The 23,774-nt window shown below is 66.4% G+C and carries 19 protein-coding genes; 15 read left to right on the top strand and 4 right to left on the bottom strand.

The window, feature by feature from the left end; all coding sequences use genetic code 11:
• The first annotated feature begins 11 nt into the window (after positions 1 to 11).
• The 4 genes from QRN11_RS16580 to atzF are packed head-to-tail and all read left to right on the top strand — an operon-like array spanning position 12 to position 7,199.
• Positions 12 to 890 carry an urea amidolyase associated protein UAAP1 gene (locus QRN11_RS16580; protein ID WP_285313674.1) on the top strand — a complete coding sequence of 293 codons (879 nt, stop codon included), beginning with the start codon at positions 12 to 14 and terminating at the stop codon, positions 888 to 890.
• The gene (locus QRN11_RS16575; RefSeq protein WP_285313673.1) at positions 887 to 1,564 is read left to right on the top strand and encodes an urea amidolyase associated protein UAAP2; all 678 of its coding nucleotides are present in this window, start codon (positions 887 to 889) and stop codon (positions 1,562 to 1,564) included. The genes QRN11_RS16580 and QRN11_RS16575 overlap by 4 nt, the downstream gene beginning before the upstream one ends.
• 11 nt (positions 1,565 to 1,575) lie before the next feature.
• Positions 1,576 to 5,358 (top strand): urea carboxylase, encoded by a 3,783-nt coding sequence (gene uca / locus QRN11_RS16570; protein WP_285313767.1) that lies wholly within the window; start codon positions 1,576 to 1,578, stop codon positions 5,356 to 5,358.
• Complete coding sequence (gene atzF, locus QRN11_RS16565; RefSeq protein ID WP_285313672.1) at positions 5,355 to 7,199, top strand: allophanate hydrolase; 1,845 nt, start codon at positions 5,355 to 5,357, stop codon at positions 7,197 to 7,199. Before uca ends, atzF begins: the two co-directional genes overlap by 4 nt.
• On the opposite strand, the gene QRN11_RS16560 is transcribed toward atzF, so the two are convergent.
• Positions 7,196 to 8,050: an alpha/beta fold hydrolase gene (locus QRN11_RS16560; protein ID WP_091420349.1), complete on the bottom strand. Its 855-nt coding sequence runs from the start codon at positions 8,048 to 8,050 to the stop codon at positions 7,196 to 7,198. The two genes, atzF and QRN11_RS16560, sit on opposite strands and share 4 nt — an antisense overlap.
• A gap of 68 nt (positions 8,051 to 8,118) precedes the next feature.
• On the opposite strand from QRN11_RS16560, the gene lysS reads away from it, so the two are divergent.
• From lysS to QRN11_RS16535, 5 genes are all read left to right on the top strand, one after another.
• A complete protein-coding gene (lysS, locus tag QRN11_RS16555) occupies positions 8,119 to 9,657 on the top strand; it encodes a lysine--tRNA ligase (protein ID WP_285313671.1) in 1,539 nt (512 codons plus the stop codon).
• 2 nt (positions 9,658 to 9,659) lie between these two features.
• On the top strand, positions 9,660 to 9,848 hold the full coding sequence (locus QRN11_RS16550) for a hypothetical protein (RefSeq protein ID WP_091420353.1): 189 nt from the start codon (positions 9,660 to 9,662) through the stop codon (positions 9,846 to 9,848).
• 123 nt (positions 9,849 to 9,971) lie between these two features.
• On the top strand, positions 9,972 to 10,307 hold the full coding sequence (locus QRN11_RS16545) for a histone-like nucleoid-structuring protein Lsr2 (RefSeq protein ID WP_091420354.1): 336 nt from the start codon (positions 9,972 to 9,974) through the stop codon (positions 10,305 to 10,307).
• 417 nt (positions 10,308 to 10,724) lie between these two features.
• Positions 10,725 to 13,217, top strand: coding sequence for an ATP-dependent Clp protease ATP-binding subunit (locus QRN11_RS16540; protein WP_091420356.1), 2,493 nt, complete (start codon positions 10,725 to 10,727; stop codon positions 13,215 to 13,217).
• 590 nt (positions 13,218 to 13,807) lie between these two features.
• Positions 13,808 to 15,931, top strand: a complete 2,124-nt coding sequence (locus QRN11_RS16535; RefSeq protein WP_285313670.1) for a S9 family peptidase — start codon at positions 13,808 to 13,810, stop codon at positions 15,929 to 15,931.
• A 282-nt stretch (positions 15,932 to 16,213) separates the two neighbouring features.
• Here the strand turns inward: QRN11_RS16535 and QRN11_RS16530 are convergent, their stop codons facing one another.
• Positions 16,214 to 17,674, bottom strand: coding sequence for an amino acid permease (locus QRN11_RS16530; protein WP_285313669.1), 1,461 nt, complete (start codon positions 17,672 to 17,674; stop codon positions 16,214 to 16,216).
• A gap of 227 nt (positions 17,675 to 17,901) precedes the next feature.
• Between QRN11_RS16530 and QRN11_RS16525 the strand changes: the two genes are divergently transcribed.
• The 5 genes from QRN11_RS16525 (at position 17,902) to QRN11_RS16505 (ending at position 21,319) form a co-directional block, all read left to right on the top strand.
• Positions 17,902 to 18,411 carry an amino-acid N-acetyltransferase gene (locus QRN11_RS16525; RefSeq protein ID WP_285313668.1) on the top strand — a complete coding sequence of 170 codons (510 nt, stop codon included), beginning with the start codon at positions 17,902 to 17,904 and terminating at the stop codon, positions 18,409 to 18,411.
• Between the two features lie 308 nt (positions 18,412 to 18,719).
• Positions 18,720 to 19,721, top strand: a complete 1,002-nt coding sequence (gene dhaK / locus QRN11_RS16520; RefSeq protein ID WP_285313667.1) for a dihydroxyacetone kinase subunit DhaK — start codon at positions 18,720 to 18,722, stop codon at positions 19,719 to 19,721.
• Between the two features lie 2 nt (positions 19,722 to 19,723).
• Positions 19,724 to 20,356, top strand: coding sequence for a dihydroxyacetone kinase subunit DhaL (gene dhaL, locus QRN11_RS16515; RefSeq protein WP_091420362.1), 633 nt, complete (start codon positions 19,724 to 19,726; stop codon positions 20,354 to 20,356).
• On the top strand, positions 20,353 to 21,048 hold the full coding sequence (gene dhaM / locus QRN11_RS16510; protein ID WP_285313666.1) for a dihydroxyacetone kinase phosphoryl donor subunit DhaM: 696 nt from the start codon (positions 20,353 to 20,355) through the stop codon (positions 21,046 to 21,048). Before dhaL ends, dhaM begins: the two co-directional genes overlap by 4 nt.
• A gap of 91 nt (positions 21,049 to 21,139) precedes the next feature.
• A complete protein-coding gene (locus QRN11_RS16505) occupies positions 21,140 to 21,319 on the top strand; it encodes a hypothetical protein (RefSeq protein ID WP_142057166.1) in 180 nt (59 codons plus the stop codon).
• A gap of 8 nt (positions 21,320 to 21,327) precedes the next feature.
• On the opposite strand, the gene QRN11_RS16500 is transcribed toward QRN11_RS16505, so the two are convergent.
• Together QRN11_RS16500 and QRN11_RS16495 are read right to left on the bottom strand one after the other, a co-directional pair.
• Positions 21,328 to 21,819 (bottom strand): hypothetical protein, encoded by a 492-nt coding sequence (locus tag QRN11_RS16500; protein WP_285313665.1) that lies wholly within the window; start codon positions 21,817 to 21,819, stop codon positions 21,328 to 21,330.
• An 86-nt stretch (positions 21,820 to 21,905) separates the two neighbouring features.
• Positions 21,906 to 22,850, bottom strand: a complete 945-nt coding sequence (locus QRN11_RS16495; protein WP_285313664.1) for an iron-sulfur binding domain-containing protein — start codon at positions 22,848 to 22,850, stop codon at positions 21,906 to 21,908.
• Positions 22,851 to 23,027: 177 nt separating this feature from the next.
• Between QRN11_RS16495 and QRN11_RS16490 the strand changes: the two genes are divergently transcribed.
• Positions 23,028 to 23,714 carry a hypothetical protein gene (locus tag QRN11_RS16490; RefSeq protein ID WP_285313663.1) on the top strand — a complete coding sequence of 229 codons (687 nt, stop codon included), beginning with the start codon at positions 23,028 to 23,030 and terminating at the stop codon, positions 23,712 to 23,714.
• The last annotated feature ends 60 nt before the right edge of the window (positions 23,715 to 23,774 follow it).

Genomic DNA, 23,774 nt, shown 5'->3' with positions numbered 1-23,774 from the left:
ACAGGATCGACATGACACAAGTAACGGAAAGTCCAGCAGCCGCAGGCACTGCCACCACGGCAGGCGCCCGTGCCCACGCAAGGGAGCAGCACGGCCGGACCGTGGACACCATGCGGTACGTCCCCGCCGCCTCCGCCCCGGCACACCTTTTGGCCGGACTGCCCGACGGCGCGTCCCCCACCTGGGCCGAATCACTCGCCTTCGGCCGCTACACCACGCTGCCCCTCGCCCGCGGCACCCGGATCAGGCTCACGGACACCGCCGGAGACGCCTGCGTGCACGCCCTCCTCTGCCGGACCGGAACAATGCACGAGCGCCTCAACGTGGCTGACACCGTCAAGGTCCCGTGGCAGGCGTATCCCACTACCGGCCACCCGCTGCTGTCCGACGCCGGCCGCCTGATGGCCACGATCGTCGCCGATACCTCCTCCCGCCACGATGCCCTGACCGGCGCCACCACCCTCGAGGGCAACAACGCAAAGTATGGAGCCGGAACAGCGCACAGCGCATCCCCGGCAGCCCGCGAACTGCTCACCCTCGGAGCATTGAAGAACGGGCTGGGCCCGCGCGACGTCGCTCCGTCCCTGTCTCTCTTCAAAGGCACCGCCGTGGACCCGGCCGGAAGCATCACGTTCACCGGAAGCGCCGGGCCGGGTGCCGCCGTCGAACTCCTGCTCCAGATGGACGCCGTGCTGGTCCTTGCCAATACCGCGCACCCGCTGGACCCCCGCGCGGATTTCACCGGAACCGCCGTGGACATCGTTGCCTGGCACGCACCGCAGGACCTGGCAGCCCTCGAGGCCGGCACACTCACCGGACGCTTGGCACCCGAACACCTGCAGGCACTGCACAACACCGAACACGACCTGACCGCAAGGAATGCCCGATGAACACCGCCACCTACACCCAGCCCACCGCGGACGCCCGCGAGATCACGCTAACCCCCGGCGATGTGGTCCTTGATGAATTCGTCGAGGCCCGCGGCCCCTGGTCCGCCGTCGTGGCGGCCGGCGACGTGCTGACCATTGTGGACCTCGAAGGCAACCAGGCCGTGGACTGCCTGCTGTACGCGGCGGCAGACACTTCGGTCCGCTACTCCGCGCCTGTCACCATCGCCCGGCAGCAGTCGATTGTCCTCACCACCGGCTCCGTGCTGCGGGCGGACACCGGCGCGGCCCTAATGACCGTCGTGGCGGACGAGGTGGGCGTGCACGACACCATCGGCGGCGCCTGCTCCCAGGAATCCAACACCCTCCGCTACGGCCAGCACACGCGTGAACAGCACGCCTGCGTGGAGAACTTCCTGATCGAGGGCTCGCGCTGGGGCCTGGGCAAGCGGGACCTGGTGTCCAACATCAACTGGTTCATGAACGTCCCCGTTGACCCGGACGGCGCCCTGGGAATCGTTGACGGCCTGTCCGCGCCGGGCAAGCGCGTGGCGCTGCGGGCCGAGGTGGACACCCTGGTGCTCGTCTCCAACTGCCCGCAGATCAACAACCCCTGCAACGGCTTCAACCCCACCCCTGTCCGCATGATCGTCACCCGGCCGGAGGCTGCACTGTGACCAACAAGAACGTGAACACTTTCGACACCCTCCTGATCGCAAACCGCGGTGAAATTGCGTGCCGCATCATCGAATCCGCCCGGAAGCTCGGCCTCCGCACGATTGCCGTCTTCTCCGAAGCCGACCGGGGCGCCAAGCACGTCCGCATCGCCGATGAAGCAGTCCTCCTGGGGCCGGCGCCGGCCAAGGAGTCCTACCTCCGCGTGGACGCCCTGCTTGAGGCCGCCAAATCCACTGGGGCCGGCGCCATCCACCCCGGCTACGGCTTCCTGTCCGAGGACGCCGCCTTCGCCGAGGCCGTGGAAGCAGCCGGGCTGGTTTTTGTAGGCCCCACCGCCGAGCAGCTCCGCATCTTCGGCACCAAGCACACAGCGCGCGACGCCGCCCGGGCGGCCGGGGTGCCGATGATCGCCGGTTCCGGGCTGCTGGAGGACGTGGACGCCGCCGTCGCAGCCTCCGCAACGATCGGGTTCCCACTGATGCTCAAGGCCACCGGCGGTGGCGGCGGCATTGGCATGACGGTCTGCCGCAACGAGGCCGAACTGGTAGACAGCTTTCCCCGCGTCGCGCGCCTCGCCGGTGCCAGCTTCGGCACCGCCGGCGTATTCGCGGAACGGTACGTGGAGAATGCCCGCCACATCGAGGTCCAGGTGTTCGGCGACGGCGAAGGCAGGGTAGTCAGCCTCGGCGACAGGGACTGCTCCCTTCAGCGCCGCCACCAGAAAGTCCTCGAAGAGGCACCCGCCCCGGACCTGCCAGAGGAACTGCGCGAAGAACTCCACCGCAGCTCCCGTGCCCTCTGCGCCTCCCTTAACTACCGTTCCGCCGGGACCGTCGAGTTCGTCTACGACTCCGCCCGCCGCGAGGCGTCCTTCCTCGAGGTCAACGCCCGGCTCCAGGTGGAGCATCCCGTCACCGAGGCCGTCACCGGCGTGGACCTGGTGGAGTGGATGCTCCGCCTTGCCCAGGGCGGAGGCGAAGCCACTTCCGTCCTTGCCGGTGTGCCGGACAGCCTGCCGGTTTCAGGCCACGCCGTGGAAGCACGCGTCTACGCGGAGGACCCGGCCCGCGGTTTCCAGCCCAGCGCCGGCACCGTAACCAACGCCGCCTACCCGCAAACAGAGGACGTCCGCGTTGACGCCTGGGCCGAAACCGGCACGGAAGTGTCCACCAATTACGACCCCCTCCTGGGCAAAATCATCACCTCCGGTCCGAGCCGTACCGACGCCTTCAACCGGCTGGACGCAGCCCTCAAAGACACCCGGATCGACGGGATCGAAACCAACCTCGGGCTGCTCCGCGCCGCCACCGGGCTGGACGCGGTCCGCACCGTCCAGCACTCCACCAGCACCCTGGACAGCGTGGGGGATCCCGAGCCGCGCATCACCGTGGGCCGCCCCGGCCTGCAGACCAGCGTGCAGGACTGGCCCGGCCGCACCGGCCTGTGGCAGATTGGCGTACCCCCAAGCGGCCCCATGGACGATCTCTCCTTCCGGCTCGGAAATACCGCCCTGGGCAACCCGGAAGGTGCTCCCGGCCTGGAATTCACCATGACCGGTCCCAGCCTGACCTTCACCCACGCCACCACCGTTTGCATCACCGGCGCGGAAGTATCAGTGACAGTTGACGGGACGGAGGCGCCTGCGTGGACACCGGTGACGGTGCCCGCGGGAGGTACCCTCGACGTCGGCACGGCCGGCAGCAAGGGCCTGCGCGGCTACATCCTCTTCCAGGGCGGCCTGGACATCCCGCAGTACCTGGGCAGCGCCTCCACGTTCACCCTGGGCCAGTTCGGCGGCCACGCCGGGCGCGTACTGCGCGCCGGGGACGTGCTCCGGGCAGTGCGTCCGGCCACAGTTGCCACGACCGCCGGTGCCGGAAACGGCACACCCACGGCCGCAGTGCCGCTGGACAGCCGCCCGGCGCTGACCTCGGCCTGGGAACTTTCCGTGGTGGAGGGCCCCCATGGTGCCCCGGAGTTCTTCCAGCGCGAAGATATCGAGGAACTGTACGCCGCTGAGTACGAAGTCCACTTCAACTCCGCCCGGACCGGCGTCCGGCTTATCGGTCCCAAACCGCGCTGGGCCCGCACGGACGGCGGCGAGGCCGGCCTGCACCCCTCCAACATCCACGACACCGCCTACTCCGTGGGCGCGCTGGACTTCACCGGCGATACCCCCATCCTGCTGGGCCCGGACGGCCCCAGCCTGGGCGGGTTCGTCTGCCCGGTTACCGTAGTGACCGCGGACCGCTGGAAACTCGGCCAGCTCCGCCCCGGGGACAAAGTCCGGTTCGTTCCGATCAAAGCCATCCAGGCGCCGTCGGCCAGGGACCTGGGACCCGGCCGCCAGCTGGTCCTGCCCGGTGACGCCGAGTGGTCCGGGGATATCTCCTCCGTCACCGCCGCAGCAGCCGCGGCCGGCACACCTGCTGCCAGGACGCATCGCGGGGATGGCGACGACGGCGTGCTGGGCCGGGTGCCCGAAGGCGCCGGCCGCCCGGCGGTCACCTACCGCCGCTCCGGCGACGACAACCTTCTCGTGGAATACGGCGAGATGGTCCTGGACCTGGGGCTCCGCGCCCGGGTTCACGCCCTGCACCAGCACATCGAACAGCTGCAGGTTCCGGGAATCGTGGACCTTACCCCGGGTATCCGTTCCCTGCAGATCAAGGTGGACCCGTCGGTGCTGTCCACCAAGCGGCTACTCGGCCTGGTTCAGGAGATCGAGGCGGCGCTGCCCGCCAGCTCCGAGCTGGTGGTTCCCAGCCGCACCGTCCGGCTGCCGCTGTCCTGGGACGACCCCGCCACCCGTGAAGCGATCGAGCGCTACATGGCCGGTGTCCGCGACGACGCCCCGTGGTGCCCCTGGAACATCGAATTCATCCGCCGGATCAACGGCCTGGACTCCGTGAACGACGTGTTCGACACCGTCTTCAACGCCGAATACCTGGTCCTGGGCCTGGGCGATGTCTACCTTGGCGCTCCGGTGGCCACCCCGCTGGATCCGCGCCACCGCCTGGTCACCACCAAGTACAACCCGGCCCGCACCTGGACGCCGGAGAACGCAGTGGGCATCGGCGGCGCCTACATGTGCATTTACGGCATGGAAGGACCGGGCGGCTACCAGTTCGTTGGCCGCACCACCCAGGTCTGGTCGCGCTACGCGGATTCCGCCCCGTTCGAGCCGGGCTCACCGTGGCTCCTGCGCTTCTTTGACCGGATCTCCTGGTACCCCGTCAGCCCCGAGGAACTCCTGGACCTGCGGGCTGACATGGCCGCGGGCCGCGGCCGCGGCGTGGACATCGAGGAGGGCACCTTCTCACTGGCCGAGCACGAGGTGTTCCTTGCGGAAAACCGCGAATCCATCGCGGTGTTCCGCGACAAGCAGGGTGCGGCTTTCGCCGTCGAACGGCAGGCATGGGCCGACGCCGGCGAGTTTGACCGTGCCGACGCGCTGGCCGCCGTCGTGGCTCCGCCGGCAGACGAGGTGGAGGTTCCGGACGGCGGTTCCCTCGTCGCCGCGCCGTTCGCGGCGAGTGTCTGGAAGCTTGACGTGGCGGAGGGCGACCGGGTGGTCAAGGGCCAGCCGCTGGTGTCCCTGGAAGCGATGAAGATGGAAACCGTGCTGGAGGCGCCGTGCGACGGCGTGGTGCTGCGGGTGCTGCCGGTTGCCGGCTCCCAGGTGGTTACCGGCGAAGCGGTGGTGGTCCTGGGTGGCTCGGACGTGGACTTTGGACTGGTGGGCGAAGAACTGGCGGGCGAAGCCCCTGAACTGGAAGAAGCAGCAGTATGACCAACTCAACCACCGGCCCTGCCACGGCGCGTGTGCAGGCAGCCCTCGCGGCGCTGGAAGCAGTGGACCGTCCGGAAATCTGGATCACCCTGCGCGGGGAGGCCGATCTGCTGGCCGAGGCCACTGACATCGACGCGGCCGTGGCCCGCGGCGCCGACCTGCCCCTTGCCGGGCTCCTGCTCGCCGTCAAAAACAACGTTGACGTGGCAGGAATACCGACCACGGCGGCGTGCCCCGGCTTCGCCTACGTTCCGGAGAAAGACGCCGAAGCGGTGGCCCGGCTGCGGTCCGCCGGAGCCCTGGTGCTGGGCGCCACCAACATGGACCAGTTCGCCACCGGCCTGGTGGGCACGCGCAGCCCGCACGGCGCGGTCCGGGATTCGCGCCGGCCGGAATTCATCTCAGGCGGCTCCAGCTCCGGTTCCGCGGTTGCCGTCGCCTTGGGCCTGGTGGACATCGCGATCGGGACGGACACGGCCGGCTCGGGCCGCGTACCCGCCGGGCTGCAGGGGATCGTGGGAATCAAGCCGACTTTGGATGTTGTGTCCACGGCCGGTGTGGTGCCCGCCTGCAAGTCCTGGGACGCCGTCACCATCTTTGCCCGGCACCTCTCCACCGCCGAGCTTGCGATAGGGGTGATGGCGGGAGACGCCCGGGCGTGGCCCGCGGATATCCGGCTCGCAGCTCCGGAAAAGCCCCGCGTCGCCTACCCGGCAACCCTGCCCGCGCTCCCGGAGGCGTGGGCAGCAGAATTCCACCGCAACGTTGACCAACTCCGCGAATCGGGCGTGGACGCCCAACCCATCGAGTTCGATGCCTTCCTTGAGGCGGCCCGGCTGCTGTACGACGGCGCGCTGGTGGCGGAGCGTTTCGCCGCCGTGGGCGGTTTCCTGGAACAGCACGACGGCGGCCCGGACAGCAAGGCGGGCATCGATCCCACCGTGGAACGCATCATCCGGGCAGCGGGCACGGTGCCCGCCCACCTGTATGTCGCCGACACGGCAAAGCTGGAGGTGCTGAAACAGAAGGCGATGGCGGAGCTTGAGGGCTTTGACGCCCTGCTGATCCCCACCGCCCCGTTCCATCCCACTCTTGCAGAGGTGGCCGCGGACCCGGGGGGTGTCAACTCCTTAATGGGCACTTACACCAACTTTTGCAACCTGTTCGACCTGTGCGCTGTGGCAGTTCCTGCCGGTGCGGTGGACGGGGCCCAGTTCGGGCTGACAGTGGTGGGCCGGACGTTCGCTGACGCCGTCGCCGCTGACATTGCCCGCCGCCTGGAGGCAACTCCGGCGGCTCCCGCCCTCTTCGCCGGGGGCGCGGCTCCGGCGGCAGCCTGCAGTGGTGACGGCTCGTCGTCGTCCGCTCCCTGGCCGGTAGCAGCAGGTGCAAAAGCCGTGCCGCTGGTAGTTGTGGGTGCTCACCGCAGGGGCCAGCCCCTGGCGCCGCAGCTCGAGGCGCTCGGCGCCATTTGGGACGGACCTGTACAGACCGCGGCACGGTACCGGATGGTGTCCCTGGACACCGTGCCGCCCAAGCCGGGCGTCTACCGTTCTGACGACGACGGCGCGAAGCTGGCCGGTGAACGGTGGCTGGTGTCCGAGGCGGGGCTGGGGCGGTTCCTGGCCGACCTCCCCGAACCCATGCTGCTCGGATCCATCGAACTGGCCGACGGCTCCACGGCCGTGGGGTTCGCCTGCGACGCGGTGGCCGCCGCGGGCGGGGAGGACATCACCCGCTACGGCGACTGGCTGGCGGCCAAGGACCACCTGGGTCAGCCCAAGAGCCTCTGGCAGAACCTGGGGAAGGTTGCCTTGGCCGGCTTCAGCCGGGGAACCTAGCCCTTGAAGTACTCTGAGATGTCCGTGACCAGTTCGTCCACGGCGGCCGGAATCGAGCCGTGGAAGCACTTGGGGGAGAGCTCGTAGGTGCTGCCGGGGACTGCGGCGTGCAGCCGCTCGGCTGTTGCCTTGTAATAACTGGGGCTCTTGCCGCCCGCCATGAAGTGGGTGTTGGCGGGGAGCACGCTGAAGTCCCTGGCGTGGTCGGCCTCGTTGTAGGCCGCCCGGAGTTCGCCCACAGCGCTGGGCATCACCTCCTGGAACATCCTGTTCACCTTGGTGCCGGAGAGCACGGCCATCAGCCCGGCAAGGACAGGCTCCGGGATCCTCGCCAGGGCCGAGCCCGGTTTGGTTGCCTTCTTCACGTGGGCGAGGGCGCGGCCCACTTTGCCGTTGTTCACGGCATCTTCGAAACCGTCCAGCCATCCGGTGTCGATGCTGCCGTCGATGTTCACGGCGGCGTCGTACACGGCGAGCTTGTCCGGGACGTACCCGGTGCCGGTGAACTCCTGGACGGCATTGAGTGCCACTGAGCCGCCCAGGCTGTGGCCAAGGATGTTCCTCGCGCCGGTGGCCTCCAGGACCGTCCGGACGTCCGCTATCTCGGTGGCCATCGAGTAGCCTGCCGGTTGCTCTGAGGAGCTGCCGCGGCCGCGCCTGTCATATACGTCCACGGCCCAGCCCTCGCCCAGGCCTTTCGCCAGCGCCGTGGAAAACGGGCGGTAGATCAGGGCCGTGAGGAACGCGCCGCCGATCAGCACCACGCGGCGTTCGCCGGGAGCGTCTTCGGTGCCGTAACTGTACAAAGCCAGCCGGCCGCCGTCGTGCGTTGAAAGGACCTGTTCTTTCACCACCCCATCCTAGGCAGGCCCGGTTGGGAGGCCGCGCAGCCGGGCCGGCCGGATGCCCGGTAAACTTGATGATTGTGACTTCCCAAAACACCCCCTCGCCCAAGAACGCCCCGGAGCCGCTGGATGCCAGCGAGCAGATGCGGATCCGCATGGAGAAGCGCGCCAAACTGATCGAGCGCGGCGTTGAGGCGTACCCGGTGGGTGTGGAGCGGACGCATTCCCTCGCCGAGATCCGGGAAAAGTACGCCCACCTCCAGGCCGACGACACCACAGGCGACATCGTGGGCGTCACCGGGCGCGTGGTGTTCGTCCGCAACACCGGAAAGCTGTGCTTCGCAACCCTCCAGGAGGGCGGCACGGACGGCAAGGGGACCCGCCTGCAGGCCATGCTCAGCCTTGCCAACATCGGCGAGGAGGCGCTCGCTGACTGGAAGGCCCTTGTTGACCTCGGCGACCACGTGTTCGTCAAGGGTGAGGTCATCTCCTCCCGCCGCGGAGAGCTGTCCATCATGGCCGATTCCTGGTCCATGGCGTCCAAGGCGCTCCGCCCGCTGCCGGTGCTGCACGCCGAGCTGAACGAGGAAACCCGGGTCCGCCAGCGTTATGTGGATCTGATGGTCCGCGACGAAGCGCGTGAAATGGTCTACACCCGCGCGGCCATCACCCGCTCCATCCGCGAAACGCTGTTCCGGCACAGCTATGTTGAGGTGGAAACGCCCATCCTCAACCTGGTCCACGGCGGCGCGCTGGCGCGGCCGTTCGAGACCCACATGAATGCCTTCGACCAGAAGATGACCCTGCGCATCGCCACCGAGCTTTACCTCAAGCGCGCCGTGGTGGGCGGCATCGACCGCGTCTACGACATGGGCCGGGTTTTCCGCAATGAAGGCGTGGACTCCACCCATAGCCCGGAATTCACCACACTTGAGTGCTACGAGGCGTGGGCGGACCAGTTTGTGATGGCCGAGCGCATCAAGGAGATCATCCTCGACGCCGCCGACGCCGTGGGTGCCGGCCGCGTCCTGCAGACCGAAGCAGGGGAGATCAACCTCGACGGCGACTGGGCCTGGGTGTCCGTGTACCCGGGACTGTCCGACGCCGTTGGGCAGGACATCACGCCGGACACTCCGCTGGAGGTGCTCCGCGGGATTGCTGAGAAGCACGAGGTCAAGGTGGACCCGAAGTGGGACGCCGAAAAGCTGGTGGTTGAGCTCTTCGGCGAAATCGTCGAGCCCACGCTGCTGAACCCCACTTTCGTTTACGACTACCCGCCGTCGGCGCAGCCGCTGGCCCGCCCGCACCGCAAGGACGGCCGGCTGATCGAGGCCTGGGACCTTATCATCGGCGGCATGGAGCGCGGCACCGCGTTCTCGGAGCTGATCGACCCCGTCATCCAGCGCGAACGGCTCACCGAACAGTCCCGCCACGCAGCGGCCGGCGACGATGAGGCGATGCAGCTGGATGAAGACTTCCTGCGGGCGCTCGAATACGGTGCTCCTCCCATGGGTGGCATTGGCCTCGGGATTGACCGGCTGGTCATGCTGTTCACCGGTGCCGGCATCCGCGAAACCATCCTGTTCCCGCTGCTCAAGCCCGAGGGCCACTGACCATGGAATACGTAGCTGTCCTGCTGCCCTCCATTGTGGTGGGTTTGCTTTTCTGGTTCGCCATGAAAGCGATCTTTAACGCGGACAAGTCCGAGCGCCAGGCGGAAGCTCGTGCGCAGGCAGAAGCCGAAGCCCGGGCAGCAACTCCCGCGGACCGCAATGACCCCGAATCAAAAGATAAAGCCCCCTGATTTTCCGCATTTATCCCCAGGGGCCATTAGGCACTTTGACGCGTTGCCATAAAAAGAGTCATACTTTTTAGGAAACATCCTGCTTTTCTGAAAACCCGAACCTTTCCAAGAGGAAGTCTTTTAATGGCACAGAAAGTAAACATCATCCTCGTTGATGATCTGGATGGGGGATCCGCAGACGAGAATGTTAAGTTTGGCCTTGACGGGGTCAACTACGAGATCGATCTTTCCGCAGCGAATGCCGCGGAACTTCGCTCCTCACTGGAGCGTTTTATCGGCGCAGCACGAAAGGCTTCCGGCGGCAGCGGCCGGACTGCCCGGGCAAAAGCGCCCACCGGTGGCCGCAGCCACGATTCGGCCCAGATTCGTCAATGGGCCCGCGAAAACGGCTACACGGTTAACAGCCGCGGCCGAATTCAGGCTGAAATCCAGGAAGCCTACCAAAAGGCCAATTCCTAGTTACGCCGGCAGCTCACGTAATAAGCCCTGCTTCCTATATTGGGAGCAGGGCTTTTTCGGTTGCGGGACTCAAATGGGCGGCACCGCCCGGTAACTGCTCCTGGCGCCATCGGGGTGTTTTGGAGGTGCCGGAACCTTTCAGGCCCGCGCCTTGCATCAAGGATCAGGACCCTGATGGCAGTCGCCGTGGCACCCCGGCGACGCCGGCCGTTACTAACGGTGCGGCTGATGTGAGGCGCTCTTCCGTTCCCTCGACAAAGAGGCTCCTTGGCCTCCTCATCGCCGTGATGGAAGCGCCCCGAAGGGGCTGTTCCAAATATTCCGTGAACACTGCGGTTTCCCCCGTGGCGAACACGCTCCACAAGTATGGGCTGGCCACGTAGCATCAAAGTACGTCGTAGCTAGGAGTGTGGCGAAATGTTTGAGCGATTTACGGACCGTGCCCGTCGCGTAGTTGTGCTTGCCCAAGAAGAGGCACGCATGCTGAACCACAATTACATCGGTACCGAACACATCCTCTTGGGTCTTATCCATGAGGGTGAGGGCGTTGCCGCCAAAGCTCTTGAGTCCTTGAGCATTTCGCTCGACGGCGTTCGCGAGCAGGTGCAGGAGATCATCGGGCAGGGCCAGCAGGCGCCGTCCGGCCACATCCCCTTCACCCCCCGTGCCAAGAAGGTGCTGGAGCTCTCGCTGCGCGAAGCCCTCCAGCTGGGCCACAACTACATCGGCACGGAGCACATCCTGCTGGGCCTCATCCGCGAGGGTGAGGGTGTTGCTGCCCAGGTGCTGGTCAAGCTCGGCGCCGACCTCAACCGGGTCCGCCAGCAGGTCATTCAGCTCCTGTCGGGCTACCAGGGCAAGGAAACCACCGGCGCAGGCGTTGGCTCGGGCCAGCCCGAAGGCGCTCCGGCAGGTTCCGTGGTGCTGGACCAGTTCGGCCGCAACCTGACCCAGGCTGCCCGGGAAAACAAGCTGGATCCGGTCATCGGGCGCGAGCAGGAGATGGAACGCGTCATGCAGGTCCTCTCCCGCCGTACCAAGAACAACCCGGTGCTGATCGGTGAGCCCGGCGTCGGTAAAACCGCCGTCGTCGAAGGCCTCGCCCAGGCGATTGTCCGGGGCGACGTCCCGGAGACCATCCGCGACAAGCAGCTCTACACCCTGGACCTCGGGTCCCTGGTGGCAGGCTCCCGCTACCGCGGTGACTTCGAAGAGCGCCTGAAGAAGGTCCTCAAGGAAATCCGCACCCGTGGCGACATCATCCTGTTCATCGACGAAATCCACACCCTCGTGGGTGCCGGTGCCGCCGAAGGTGCCATCGACGCTGCCTCCATCCTGAAGCCCATGCTGGCCCGCGGTGAGCTGCAGACCATCGGTGCCACCACGCTTGACGAGTACCGCAAGCACATCGAGAAGGATGCCGCGCTGGAGCGCCGCTTCCAGCCCATCCAGGTCAAGGAACCCTCTGTGGCACATGCCATCGAGATCCTCAAGGGCCTGCGTGACCGCTACGAAGCGCACCACCGCGTCACCATCACCGACGGCGCCCTGGCCTCTGCGGCCAGCCTCGCCGAGCGCTACATCTCGGACCGCTTCCTGCCCGACAAGGCGATCGACCTGATCGACGAGGCAGGCGCACGGCTGCGCATCCGCCGCATGACCGCTCCGCCGGAGCTCAAGGCCATGGACGAGCGCATCGCCAAGCTGAAGATGGAGAAGGAGTCCGCGATTGATGCGCAGGACTTCGAAGGTGCAGCTGCGCTCCGCGACAAGGAGCAGAAGATGATCACCGAGCGTTCCGAGAAGGAACGCCACTGGAAGTCCGGCGGCATGGACGACATCTCCGAGGTGGATGAGGATCTCATCGCCGAGGTGCTGGCCAACTCCACCGGCATCCCGGTCTTCAAGCTGACAGAGGAAGAATCCTCGCGCCTGCTGAAGATGGAAGACGAACTGCACAAGCGCGTGGTGGGCCAGGACGAGGCCATCAAGGCACTGTCCCAGGCCATCCGCCGCACCCGTGCAGGGCTCAAGGACCCCAAGCGTCCCGGCGGCTCGTTCATCTTCGCCGGCCCCACCGGCGTCGGCAAGACCGAGCTGGCCAAGGCACTGGCGGAGTTCCTGTTCGGTGAAGAGGACGCCCTCATCACCCTGGACATGTCCGAGTACTCCGAGAAGCACACAGTCTCGCGGCTCTTCGGTGCCCCTCCGGGCTACGTCGGCTACGAGGAAGGCGGCCAGCTGACCGAAAAGGTCCGGCGCCGTCCGTTCTCCGTAGTGCTGTTCGACGAAGTGGAAAAGGCCCACGCGGACCTCTTCAACTCGCTGCTGCAGATCCTGGAAGACGGCCGCCTGACCGACTCCCAGGGCCGCGTGGTGGACTTCAAGAACACCGTGATCATCATGACCACCAACCTGGGCACCCGGGACATCTCCAAGAGTGTTGCCACCGGCTTCCAGTCCGGCACCGACACGCAGACCGGCTACAACCGCATGCGTGCCCGTGTCACCGAGGAGCTCAAGCAGCACTTCCGCCCCGAGTTCCTGAACCGTGTTGACGACGTTGTGGTGTTCCCGCAGCTGACCCAGGACGAGATCATCGAGATCGTGGACATGTTCGTGACCCGCCTGGAGAAGCGGCTCAAGGACAAGGACATGGGCATCGAGCTGACCAAGGCCGCCAAGGTGCTCCTGGCAACCCGCGGTTACGATCCCGCCATGGGTGCCCGGCCGCTGCGCCGCACCATCCAGCGCGAGATCGAGGATCAGCTCTCCGAGAAGATCCTGTTCGGCGAAATCCACGCCGGCGACATCGTCGTAGTGGACGTGGAAGGCGACGGCGACGACGCCAAGTTCACGTTCGCCGGCAACGCCAAGCCGCGTATCCCGGAAATCGCCCCGAGCGTCTAGTCTCCACAGCCAAAGCCCCGCCCGCTCCCCACCGGAGCAGGCGGGGCTTTCGCTTGTTAAGCTCCCATCCGTGGTTGAGTCCGGCGCTCTCACCGTGGCCAGGTTCGCTCCCCGGCGGGGTTCGGTGCCGGACATCAGAGATTTCCCGGCGCCTGCTCGTTCCTCGCTTTGACGGCGCCTACATAAATCCCTGATGCCCGGCACCTCGTGGGGGGCGGCTGTGGGGAATCCGCCGGTTGAGCTCGCACGGGCGGCCCTTCCCCGCAGAACCGTTGCTGCCCAACACCGTTCATGCGGGGCAGGGCCGCGCTTACGGAAAGCCTCCTGCTTCGGATCGTTTCTCAGGCACAAGCGAGGGCGCCGGGGTCATTTGTGTAGCTTGCGTCAAAGCGAGGAACGAGCAGGCGCGGGAAATCTCTGATGGCCGGCGCCGGACCCAGCCACGGAAACGCACCAAGGCCAGGCGCCGGGGCCGGAGCGGACTCAGCCGCGGGAAGGCACCCGGTGCCGGAACGGACTTGGCCACGGAGACAAAGACAAGTGAGCGTGGCGGTTGTGACGGGAAGCACAACTCGGGTTGAATCGGGGGCATGGCTAACTTGGAACCGGTGATCCCGGATGAGCGACCTTTGACCCCTTTTCACGATCTTGACCATTACCTCTCCATCCCGCGCGTTAGCGGGCTGGCTTTGAGCCCGGACGGAAGCAGGCTGGTCACTACAGTGGCCACCCTCAACGGCAAGGGCACCGAGTTTGCCACCGCGCTGTGGGAACTTGATCCGGCCGGGCAGAAGCAGGCCCGCCGGATAACCCGCAGCACCAAGGGCGAGGCCGGGGCAGCGTTCGCAGCCAACGGCGACGTCTACTTCACCTCGGCGCGGCCCGATCCCGAGAGCCCCGAGGGAGACCCCGTCAACGCCCTGTGGCTTTTGCCGGCCGACGGCGGTGAGGCGCGCGTGGTACTCAACCGCCCGGGCGGTGTGGGCTCCGTGCTGACCGCCAGGAAGGCCTCCGCCACCTTCGTGGTGGCGGAAGTCCTCGCTGGTTCGGCTGACGAAGAGGACGACGCCGAACGCCGCAAGTCGCGCAAGGACAACAAAGTCTCGGCCATCCTGCACAGCGAATATCCGGTTCGGTACTGGGACGCGGACCTGGGGCCGGGGCAGCCGCGGATTTTCGCCGTCGAGCCTGGAAAAGAGCAGGAACCCGGAAAGCCCGCCACTGTGGACGCAGCCGCCCCGCTGGCACTAAGGAACCTCACTCCGGAGGCGGGACCCCGGCTGCGCGAGGCCGAAACCGCCGTCAGCCCCGATGGGCAGACCATTTACGCGAGCTATGCCAAGCCGCTGGCGAAGGCGGACAGCCGCTCCATCCTCGTGGCTGTCGACGTGGCATCCGGAACCACCAACGTGCTCCTGGACCAGGAGGGCATGAGCTACTTCCCGGGCCCCGTCAGCCCGGACGGAAAAACCCTGGTGGTTGTCAGCGAGAGTGACAGCACCCCGCACCAGGCTCCGCAGGTCAAACTGCACCTCCTGGACGTTTCGGAAGGGGTGGAGCGTGGAGCGGGCCGGCTGGCGCCCCTGGCGCATGACTGGGACCGCTGGGCCAAGCCCGCAGCCTGGCTGCCGGACGGTTCCGCCCTCCTGGTCACCGCGGACGACGACGGCGCGTCGCCGGTTTTCCGGATCAGCGTCCCGGCGGCTGCCGCTGAAGTGAGTGTCACCCGGGTGACGCAGGACGCGTCGGCGTACACTGACGTCGTCATCTCGCCCGAGGGACGCCATGCCTATGCCCTCCGCAGTTCCTATGAGTTTCCCCCTGAGGCTGTCCGCATCGACCTGCAGACCGGGGAAACGACCCGCCTCCCGGCCCCCGCAGACCGTCCCGCGCGGTCCGGCCGGCTTGAACGGATTGCGGCCACAGCGGCTGACGGTTCCCGGGTTCCGGCCTACCTGGCGCTGCCCGAGGGAGCGTCCGCGAAGTCCCCGGCCCCGATGCTCCTGTGGATCCACGGCGGCCCGCTGGGATCGTGGAATGCCTGGACGTGGCGCTGGAACCCGTGGCTGCTCACCGCCAAGGGATACGCGGTGCTCCTGCCTGACCCGGCCCTCTCAACGGGTTACGGCCAGAATTACATCCAGCGCGGCTGGGGTGCGTGGGGCAAGACGCCGTTCACGGACCTGATGGCGGCCACTGATGCGGCTGTCAGCAGACCCGATATCGATCCGGAACGCACCGCGGCCATGGGCGGCTCCTTCGGCGGCTACATGGCCAACTGGGTTGCAGGCCAGACGGACCGGTTCAAGGCCATCGTGACCCACGCGAGCCTCTGGGCACTGGACCAGTTCGGCCCAACCACCGACGCCTCCCAATACTGGCTCAAGGAAATGACCGAAGAGATGGCCATGGAAAATTCGCCACATCTGCACGTCGAAAAAATCAGCACCCCCATGCTGGTGATCCACGGAGACAAGGACTACCGCGTCCCCATCGGGGAAGGGCTGCGGCTCTGGTACGAGCTGCTGTCCAAGTCACAGCTTGCAGCAGACCAGGATGGCCGGACCCCGCACCGGTTCCTGTACTTCCCCGACGAAAACCACTGGGTCCTGCAGCCACAGCACGCGAAGGTTTGGTACGGGGTCGTAGAGCACTTTTTGGCCCGGAACGTCCTGGACCAGAATGTGCCTTTGCCTTCCGAACTGGGACTCTAGCCCGGGCTGGCTCGGGTTGGCGCTCTGACGCTCTCGTCGCCTGCGGCTCCTAGGCCGTAGCCCTACTCGCCTCCGGCTCGGAGGCTGGGACATTTCCCGCGTGCTGCTCGTTCCTCGCTTTGACGCACGCTACATAAATGTCCCAGCCCCCGAGCCTCTTGCGGGCTGTCACCTGGGCAAGCGATGCCAGATACGGGCCGCATCCTTGCCGCCTTCTGCCTGGGGTCTGCCTTCGAGCGATATCTCTCACCTGCGGGGCCGCCCGCGCCATACTTTTGGGGGTTAGGGGGCGTCTTCCGTTTTCACCAGGACCTTGGGTTCGCGGGTTTCTTTCTTTCCGCGGCCGTGCTTGAAGTGGAAGTAGGCGTAGCAGGCTGCTACGAAGGGGATTCCGAAGTAGAGGGCTGTCGCCTGGGTGGGGTCGAAGCCTATGCCTATCAGGGAGATGACGCAGAGGATAAACGCGGCTATGGGCAGCAGCGGGAACAGCGGCGCCCGGTAGGGGAGCGACGCCGTGTCCCCGCCCTCTCGGAGGAAGTTCCGGCGGTGGAAGAAGTGCGCTGCCGTGATGGACATCCAGACGCCCACCGTGGCGAACCCGGCAACAGAGACCAGGACCAGGTAGACCGTGGTTGGTGCCACCACGCTGCTGATCAGCGAAGCCAGGCCGCCCAGCATGCTCACACACAGGGCAAGCAAGGGAATGCCGCGCTTTGTGAGTTTCTGCAGGGCCTTCGGAGCGTGGCCTTCATCGGCCAGGGAAAAGAGCATCCGGGCGCACGAAAACAGGCCGCAGTTCCCGGCGGACAAAAGGGCCGTGATGATAACGAAATTCATGATGTCGGCGGCGTAGGGAATGCCAAGCTGTGCAAAGACGGTGACAAAGGGACTTTGTTCCAGGGAGGTTTCCGCGTAGGGCACCGTACCGGCGATAACAGCGATGGCCCCAACAAAGAAAATCATCAGGCGGATAACGGTGGTTCGCATCGCCTTTGGAATATTGACTGCCGGGTTGGCCGTTTCTCCAGCCGCAACGCCAATGAGTTCGGACCCTGAGAATGCGTAGAAGACCGCAAGCGTGGTAATCAGGACGCCGGTAATTCCGTTGGGGAACCGGCCTTGGGGCGTATTGAGGTTTTCGCCGAGGAACGGATAGCCATTTTCGGCCAGCGGATGAAAGCCGAGCAGTGCTGCACCGCCCAGGACAATCAGCCCTATGACGGCTGCGACCTTTATCAGCGCGAACCAGAACTCCGATTCACCAAAGACCCGGGAAGAGATCGCGTTCAGCGTGAACAGCACGGCTGCAAAAACGAGGCACCAAATCCAGACATCCACCCCAGGGAACCAGCGCTGCATCAGAAGGCCGGCTGCGGTGAATTCCGAGCCCAGGGCAACTGCCCAGCAGAGCCAGTAAAGCCAGGCGGTGGCGAAACCGGTAGCTGGACCGATGGATCTGGCTGCGTAGATGTGGAACGCACCGGACACTGGGTACGCCACAGCCAATTCGCCCAGGCACGCCATCACCATGTACACCACCACGGCGCCGAGCAGGTAGGCGATGATCGCTCCGAGGGGCCCCGCCTGCGCGATGGTGTACCCCGAACTGAGGAACAAGCCGGACCCAATAACACCTCCCATGGCAATCATCACCAGGTGGCGGGCCTCCATGGACCGCCGAAGGCCCTGTTGTTCGTCGTGCACCAATGGTTCATCGGTCAGCGTGGGGGAGCCTAAGGCCATTTTTCCTCCGGGTCGTGCGGCTGCACCTTTAGGGTGACTTGGGTAACATCCGCAACACTGGTTGTTCGCAGTCCGCGTCCGCAAACGCTGCCGGATGTGAGCTCCTAACTCTTCGCTATCTGCCCCGCTTCGCACAGTTGAGGGTAAGCAAAACTTCATCTCAGCAGCCGTATGACGAAATCGGAGAGCTGAGTCCTGGGGGCGGCCACGGGAACTAGGATTGCTCTGTGACCGAGTCCTTCCATATCCGCCCTGCCCGCACCAGTGATGTGTCCGCGATCAAGAAACTAGTTGCGCCGCTGGCAGAGCAACGGATTCTGATGGCCAAGGAGACGGTGGCCTACTACGAGAGCCTGCAGGAGTTCCGCATCGCCGAGGCAGACGGCGGCGACGTGATCGGTTGCGGAGCGCTCCACGTGATGTGGGAAGACCTGGCCGAGGTGAGGACCCTGGCTGCGTCCGAAGACTGGCGCGGTAAGGGCGTTGGCCACGTGCTGGTGGAGAGCCTGCTTGAGGAAGCCCGTGCTTTGGGTGTGGCACGCGTCTTTTGCCTCACCTTTGAGGTGGACTTCTTCAAGCGCCACGGTTTCGAAGTCATGGCAGATCAATCGGCCGTGGACCCCATGGTGTACTCGGAGCTGCTGCGGTCCCATGACGAAGGCGTAGCGGAATTCCTCGATCTTGCGCGGGTAAAGCCGAACACCCTGGGCAACACCCGGATGATCAAGTTCCTCTGACGAACCCTGCCCGAGCTCCGGTTCTAAAACTCCGGTCCGAACAGGCCGCCGAAAGCCTGTCCAGGGACCGGCCCGCCAGCATCCCTTTTGCAGCCCAAAAATACAAAGATAACCGTCTGACCTGCTTGGTTTTACTCGATTTGATGGATAAACTTACTGCGGCCGGGTTGGGGGGCCCACGGAAAGGGACGGTCATTGGGGGCTGTCCCTTTTCTGCGTCTGCGCGAATCCGGACCCTACCGCCCCGCCATGGGCCGGTAGTAGGGTCAGACTGTCATCCTCCAGGAACCATGCCCAGGAGCAACGCCATGAAAAAGCTCATCAACGATCCAAGGTCGGTAGTTGAAGAATCGCTGCAGGGATTTGGCCAGGCACATCCAGAACTCGTGACCGTCAATCCAGACCCCATTTTCGTGACGCGCAAGGACGCGCCGATCAACGGGAAAGTGGGCCTGGTGTCCGGCGGCGGCAGTGGCCACGAGCCGCTTCACGCCGGGTTTGTGGGCCGGGGAATGCTCGACGCCGCTGTGCCGGGGGCGGTGTTCACCTCGCCCACGCCGGACCAGATCCTTCCCGCGACGCTCGCCGTCGACTCGGGTGCCGGCGTCGTCCACATCGTGAAGAACTACACCGGTGACGTCCTGAACTTCGAAACCGCAGCGGAACTCTCCGAAGCCGAGGGCGTGAACGTACGCACCGTCCTGGTCAACGACGACGTTGCAGTCGAGGACTCCCTGTACACGGCGGGCCGCCGCGGGGTGGGCGGAACCGTGCTGGTGGAAAAGATTGCCGGGGCCGCCGCCGAACGCGGCGATGACCTCGACGCGGTGGCGGCAATCGGCGAACGGGTCAACAGCAACGTCCGCACCATGGGTGTGGCCCTCACTGCCTGCACCGTTCCCCACGCGGGCAAGCCCAGCTTCGACCTGGCCGAGGACGAAATCGAGATCGGCATCGGAATTCATGGCGAGCCCGGCCGGCACCGCATCCCCATGGAAAACGCGGACGGCATCACGGACCGGCTGCTGGAGCCCGTGCTGTCCGATCTCGGCATCACCTCCGGGGACAAGGTGCTGCTCTTCGTCAACGGCATGGGCGGCACTCCACTGAGCGAGCTGTACATCGTGTACCGGCGGGCCGCGCAGGTGCTCGCAGACCGGGGCGCCGCCGTCGAGCGCTCCCTGGTGGGCAACTACATCACCGCCCTGGAAATGCAGGGCTGCTCCATCTCAGTACTGAGGCTGGACGGTGAGCTCACCGAACTGTGGGACGCGCCGGTACACACCGCGGCGCTGCATTGGGGCGTGTAGCCGTGGTCCTCGATGTGAACTGGACGGTGAAGTGGTTGACGCTGTGCGCGCAGGCCATGGCGGAGCACCGGGTGGAGCTGATCGAGCTGGACCGGGCCATCGGGGATTCAGATCACGGCGAGAACATGGACCGGGGTTTCCAGGCCGTCCTGGACAAACTGTCCGAGTCGCCCCCGGAAACCCCCGGTGCGGCGTTGAAGCTTACGGCGATGACGCTGATGTCCAAAGTGGGCGGGGCCGCCGGTCCGCTGTACGGCACTGCGTTCCTGCGCGCCGCCACGTCCCTGGGTGACGCCGCCGAGATCGATCCTGCCGCCTGGGCCGGTGCCCTCACCGCTGCCCGGGACGGGATTGTGGCCCGCGGGAAGGCGGAGCCGGGGGACAAAACCATGGTGGACGCCTGGACCCCGGCGGCTGAAGCGGCAGGCAAGGCAGCCGGAAACGGCAGCACTGACCCGCTGACCGTCCTCGTCGCCGCGGCAGAAGCGGCCGAGGCCGGAGCGGTGGCTACTGACCCGCTGGTGGCGCGGAAGGGGCGGGCCAGTTACCTGGGGGAGCGGAGCGCCGGCCACCGCGATCCCGGCGCGGCTTCCAGTGCCCTGATCATGCGCGCCGCGGCGAAGGCGGCTGCGTGACCGTCAGCATCGTGGTGGTGTCCCATAGTGGAAAGATTGCCGACGGCGCCGCGGAACTTGCCGCGCAAATGGCGCCGGACGTCGTTATCCTGCCAGCAGGCGGCACCACTGACGGCCGGATCGGCACCAGCCTGGAGAAGGTCATGGCCGCACTGGACCAGGTGCCCAACGGCGGTGGTGCCGTGATCCTCACTGATCTGGGATCCGCCGTGATGACCGCGGAGTCAGCCCTGGAATTCGCGGAGAACCCCGAAGATGTATTGCTGGCGGACGCGCCCCTGGTGGAAGGGCTGGTGGCCGCTGCCGTCGCCGCCCAGGGCGGCGGCGATGTGCAGGCGGTCAAGCGGGCAGCGGAAGCCGTCCGCGCCCCCGCCCGGCACTCCGAAAGCCCTGCGGTCCAGGAGGTAGCGGAAGGTTCCGTCACCGGTTCCGGGCCCGATTTTACCGGCGACTTTGAGCTCATCAACCAGGCAGGCATGCATGCGCGGCCAGCGGCCAAGATCGCCGGCGGCCTGTCGTCCCTGGACGCGGAAGTCCAGGTCAACGGCGTGGATGCCACCTCCATGACAGCGCTGATGACCCTGGCGGCCGGCAAGGGATCAGTGCTGCACGTTCAAGCCTGGGGTGCGGACGCCGAACGCGCCGTGAACTACGTTGGCGGGCTGGTGCAGGCCGGCTTCGGCGAGCCGTAAGCCCATCCGAGATCGACTGCACAAATCCGGATGATGGCCGGGCGGTGTGTTCTCAGGGCCGGAGCGGACCGCTGCGAATATGCTCGATGCCATGGAACGGCCGGACCTTGAAGACACCACCCCCGATATCGAAGTGCTCGAGGGGCAAATGTCCGTTGAGGAACTCCTCGCCGACCTTGGCTTCGAATGGCTGCCGGAAGGGGCGGCGGGAGCCGGACCCGAAGCTTCATCCGGGGAGGACTTTGGCCAGCCCGCCCTGTTCCAGCTCTAGTTCCAGGATCAGCGCTGTTCCCGCAGCCCGGCGGCGTCAAGGAGCACGGACGCAGATATGAACCGGCCGCACTGCTCGCCAAACGGGTAGTCGCCGCGGGGGCGGAAATCGATGGTCCGCACGGGCAGGGGTGACCCGTCCGGTGCCGTGGACGTTGCGGTGACCGACATGGGGGATTCGGTCAGGCTCTCCAGGAACAGTGTGGCGATCTTTGTCCCGTCCGGGGACGCGGTGGCCGCGCAGACCCCCTCCGGCGTGCAGCCCTGGTCGATCGATGCACTGCCAGGGCGCAGCTCCACGTCTTCTTCCTCGCACTGCCCGTCCTGGCAGGCCTTGAGGTGCAGCTTCTCCACCTGCGGCGCGTAGTCCGCCGCGACTGTGACCGATACAGCTGTGGCCTGGGCGATGGCCGGGCAGGGCACCGCACCGGGGCCCGGCCCGCACGCAGTGGCGAGTCCCGCCGTCGTTATCAGCGCCAAAAGCAGTCCGCGCTTGCCCATACTTCAGCGTAAAGCCGGGCGCTGTGCCTGCCTGCGGTCAGGGTGAAGTGATGCAAACATCGTTATGGTGGCCCCCTCTGCAGGCTCTAACCGGGGAGCCGGTATCCGCCGTGCTGCACTTCGGCCAGGCCGTCGGCAAGCAGCCCCGCCAGCGCCCGCTCCAGCTGCTCCGGGGCGGAGTTCAGCCTGTGCAGGGCTGCCAGGGGCACCCCGATCCCCTCCGGCGCGAACCCCAGGTCCGCCGGCTCCCGCTGGAACATCTCCGCCGGCACCGGCGCCTCGGCCACGCGCAGCACGGCCATCACGGCTCCGCGAACCTGGCGGTCGGTGCCGTGCCACGCCTGTCCCTTCGGGATGTACGACGGCGGCGGCTCACCTGCAGCGCGCCAGGCACAGGAGTCCCGGACCGGGCAGTCACCGCACTTGGGTGCGCGGGCTGTGCAGACGAGAGCCCCCAGCTCCATCACCGCAGCGTTCCAGCGCACTGATGTGCCGTCGTCGTCCGGAAGGAGCCCGGCCGCGAGGCGCATCTCCGCGGCGGTCAGCGCCGGAGCGGGGAGTGCCATCCCGGAGATCAGCCTGGCGTGTACCCGCCGGATGTTGGTGTCCACTACGGTTTCGCGGCGCCCGTAGGCGAAGGCCGCCACCGCCGCGGCCGTGTAGCTCCCCACTCCCGGCAACGCCAGTAGGTCGGCGTAGTTGTCCGGAACCTTGCCGCCGTGATCCTTGGCGATCGCAACCGCTGCCGCGTGCAGCCGCAGTGCACGGCGCGGATAGCCCAGGCGACCCCAGGAACGCACTGCCTCTCCTGCCGGCTCGCCAGCCAGCCCGGCCGGGGTGGGCCAACGCTGCAGCCATTCACGCCAGACGGGCAGCACCCGGACCACGGGGGTCTGCTGCAGCATGATCTCACTGACCAGCACCCCCCATGGAGAACAGGCGGGCTCGCGCCAGGGCAGGTCGCGGGCGATGCCGGCGAACCACGCGTTGATCCGGTGATGCAGCTCCTGCAGTTCCGTTTCCGAGGGCAAACGGGCAGGCGCGGCGGTGGTTAGGGCTTCAGTATCGATCCCAACACTGTAATGGATCCCCGTCCGGCGCCTTAAACGGGATAGGGCCCTGCCGCCTGGCTGGATGTGACCAGAGCGATGGGTCTGCCGGCGGCGTGGTGGCAGGGCAGATCGGCCGCCGTTCTCTAGCCTAGGAGGATGGGCGGGCAAGGCAATTCATCACGAGGCAGGACAACGGCATCCGGATCCAGCATGGTCCGCAAGCCGAGCCCTGCCGTGTACCGCCGGCGCCGGCTGTTCCTGGGTGCGGCCTTGCTGCTGGTGATCGCACTGGTGGTGGGCGGATTCTCCCTCGCCGGCGCCTTCAGTGGCGGGTCCGAACAGGCGTCATCAACCGACCCGGCCGCCGGCGCAACCGCGTCCGCTGACCCCTCCGGCCAGGCCTCGGCGTCGGCCTCTGCTCCGGCACCCACGCCCACGCCGTCACCCACCCCAACCTGCAACCAGAACCTGGTGACCGTCTCGGCGTCGACGGACAAAGCCGTCTACGGCCCCGGGGAAAACCCGATGCTGACGCTGAAGGTGAGCAACGGCGGGACCATGCCGTGCGAGGTGAATATCGGAACCTCACAGATGGAATTCCTGGTGACCAGCGGCGCCGACCGGATTTTCTCGTCCAGGGACTGCCAGGCGAAGAGCGAGGACCTGGTGAAAATGCTTGCACCGGGGGCCAGTGAAACCGCCAACTTCCCGTGGTCGCGCAACCGTTCCCTCGAAGGCTGCCAGCCGGTGGAAGCCAAGCCCGGAGGCGGCGGCGCGTACTACATCTTCACCGCGAAGCTCGGCTCGAAAGCCAGCCCTAAGGCTGTTTTCCAGCTGAACTAACGGGTTCCTTTCAAGCGTCTGCTCCGTAACCGCCGTTCTGGCCGCGAAAAAAGCGGCAGT

Origin of the sequence: Pseudarthrobacter sp. fls2-241-R2A-168, assembly GCF_030209335.1 — a bacterium.
Classification (GTDB): domain Bacteria; phylum Actinomycetota; class Actinomycetes; order Actinomycetales; family Micrococcaceae; genus Arthrobacter.
This window is presented reverse-complemented; position numbering and strand designations above follow the sequence as displayed.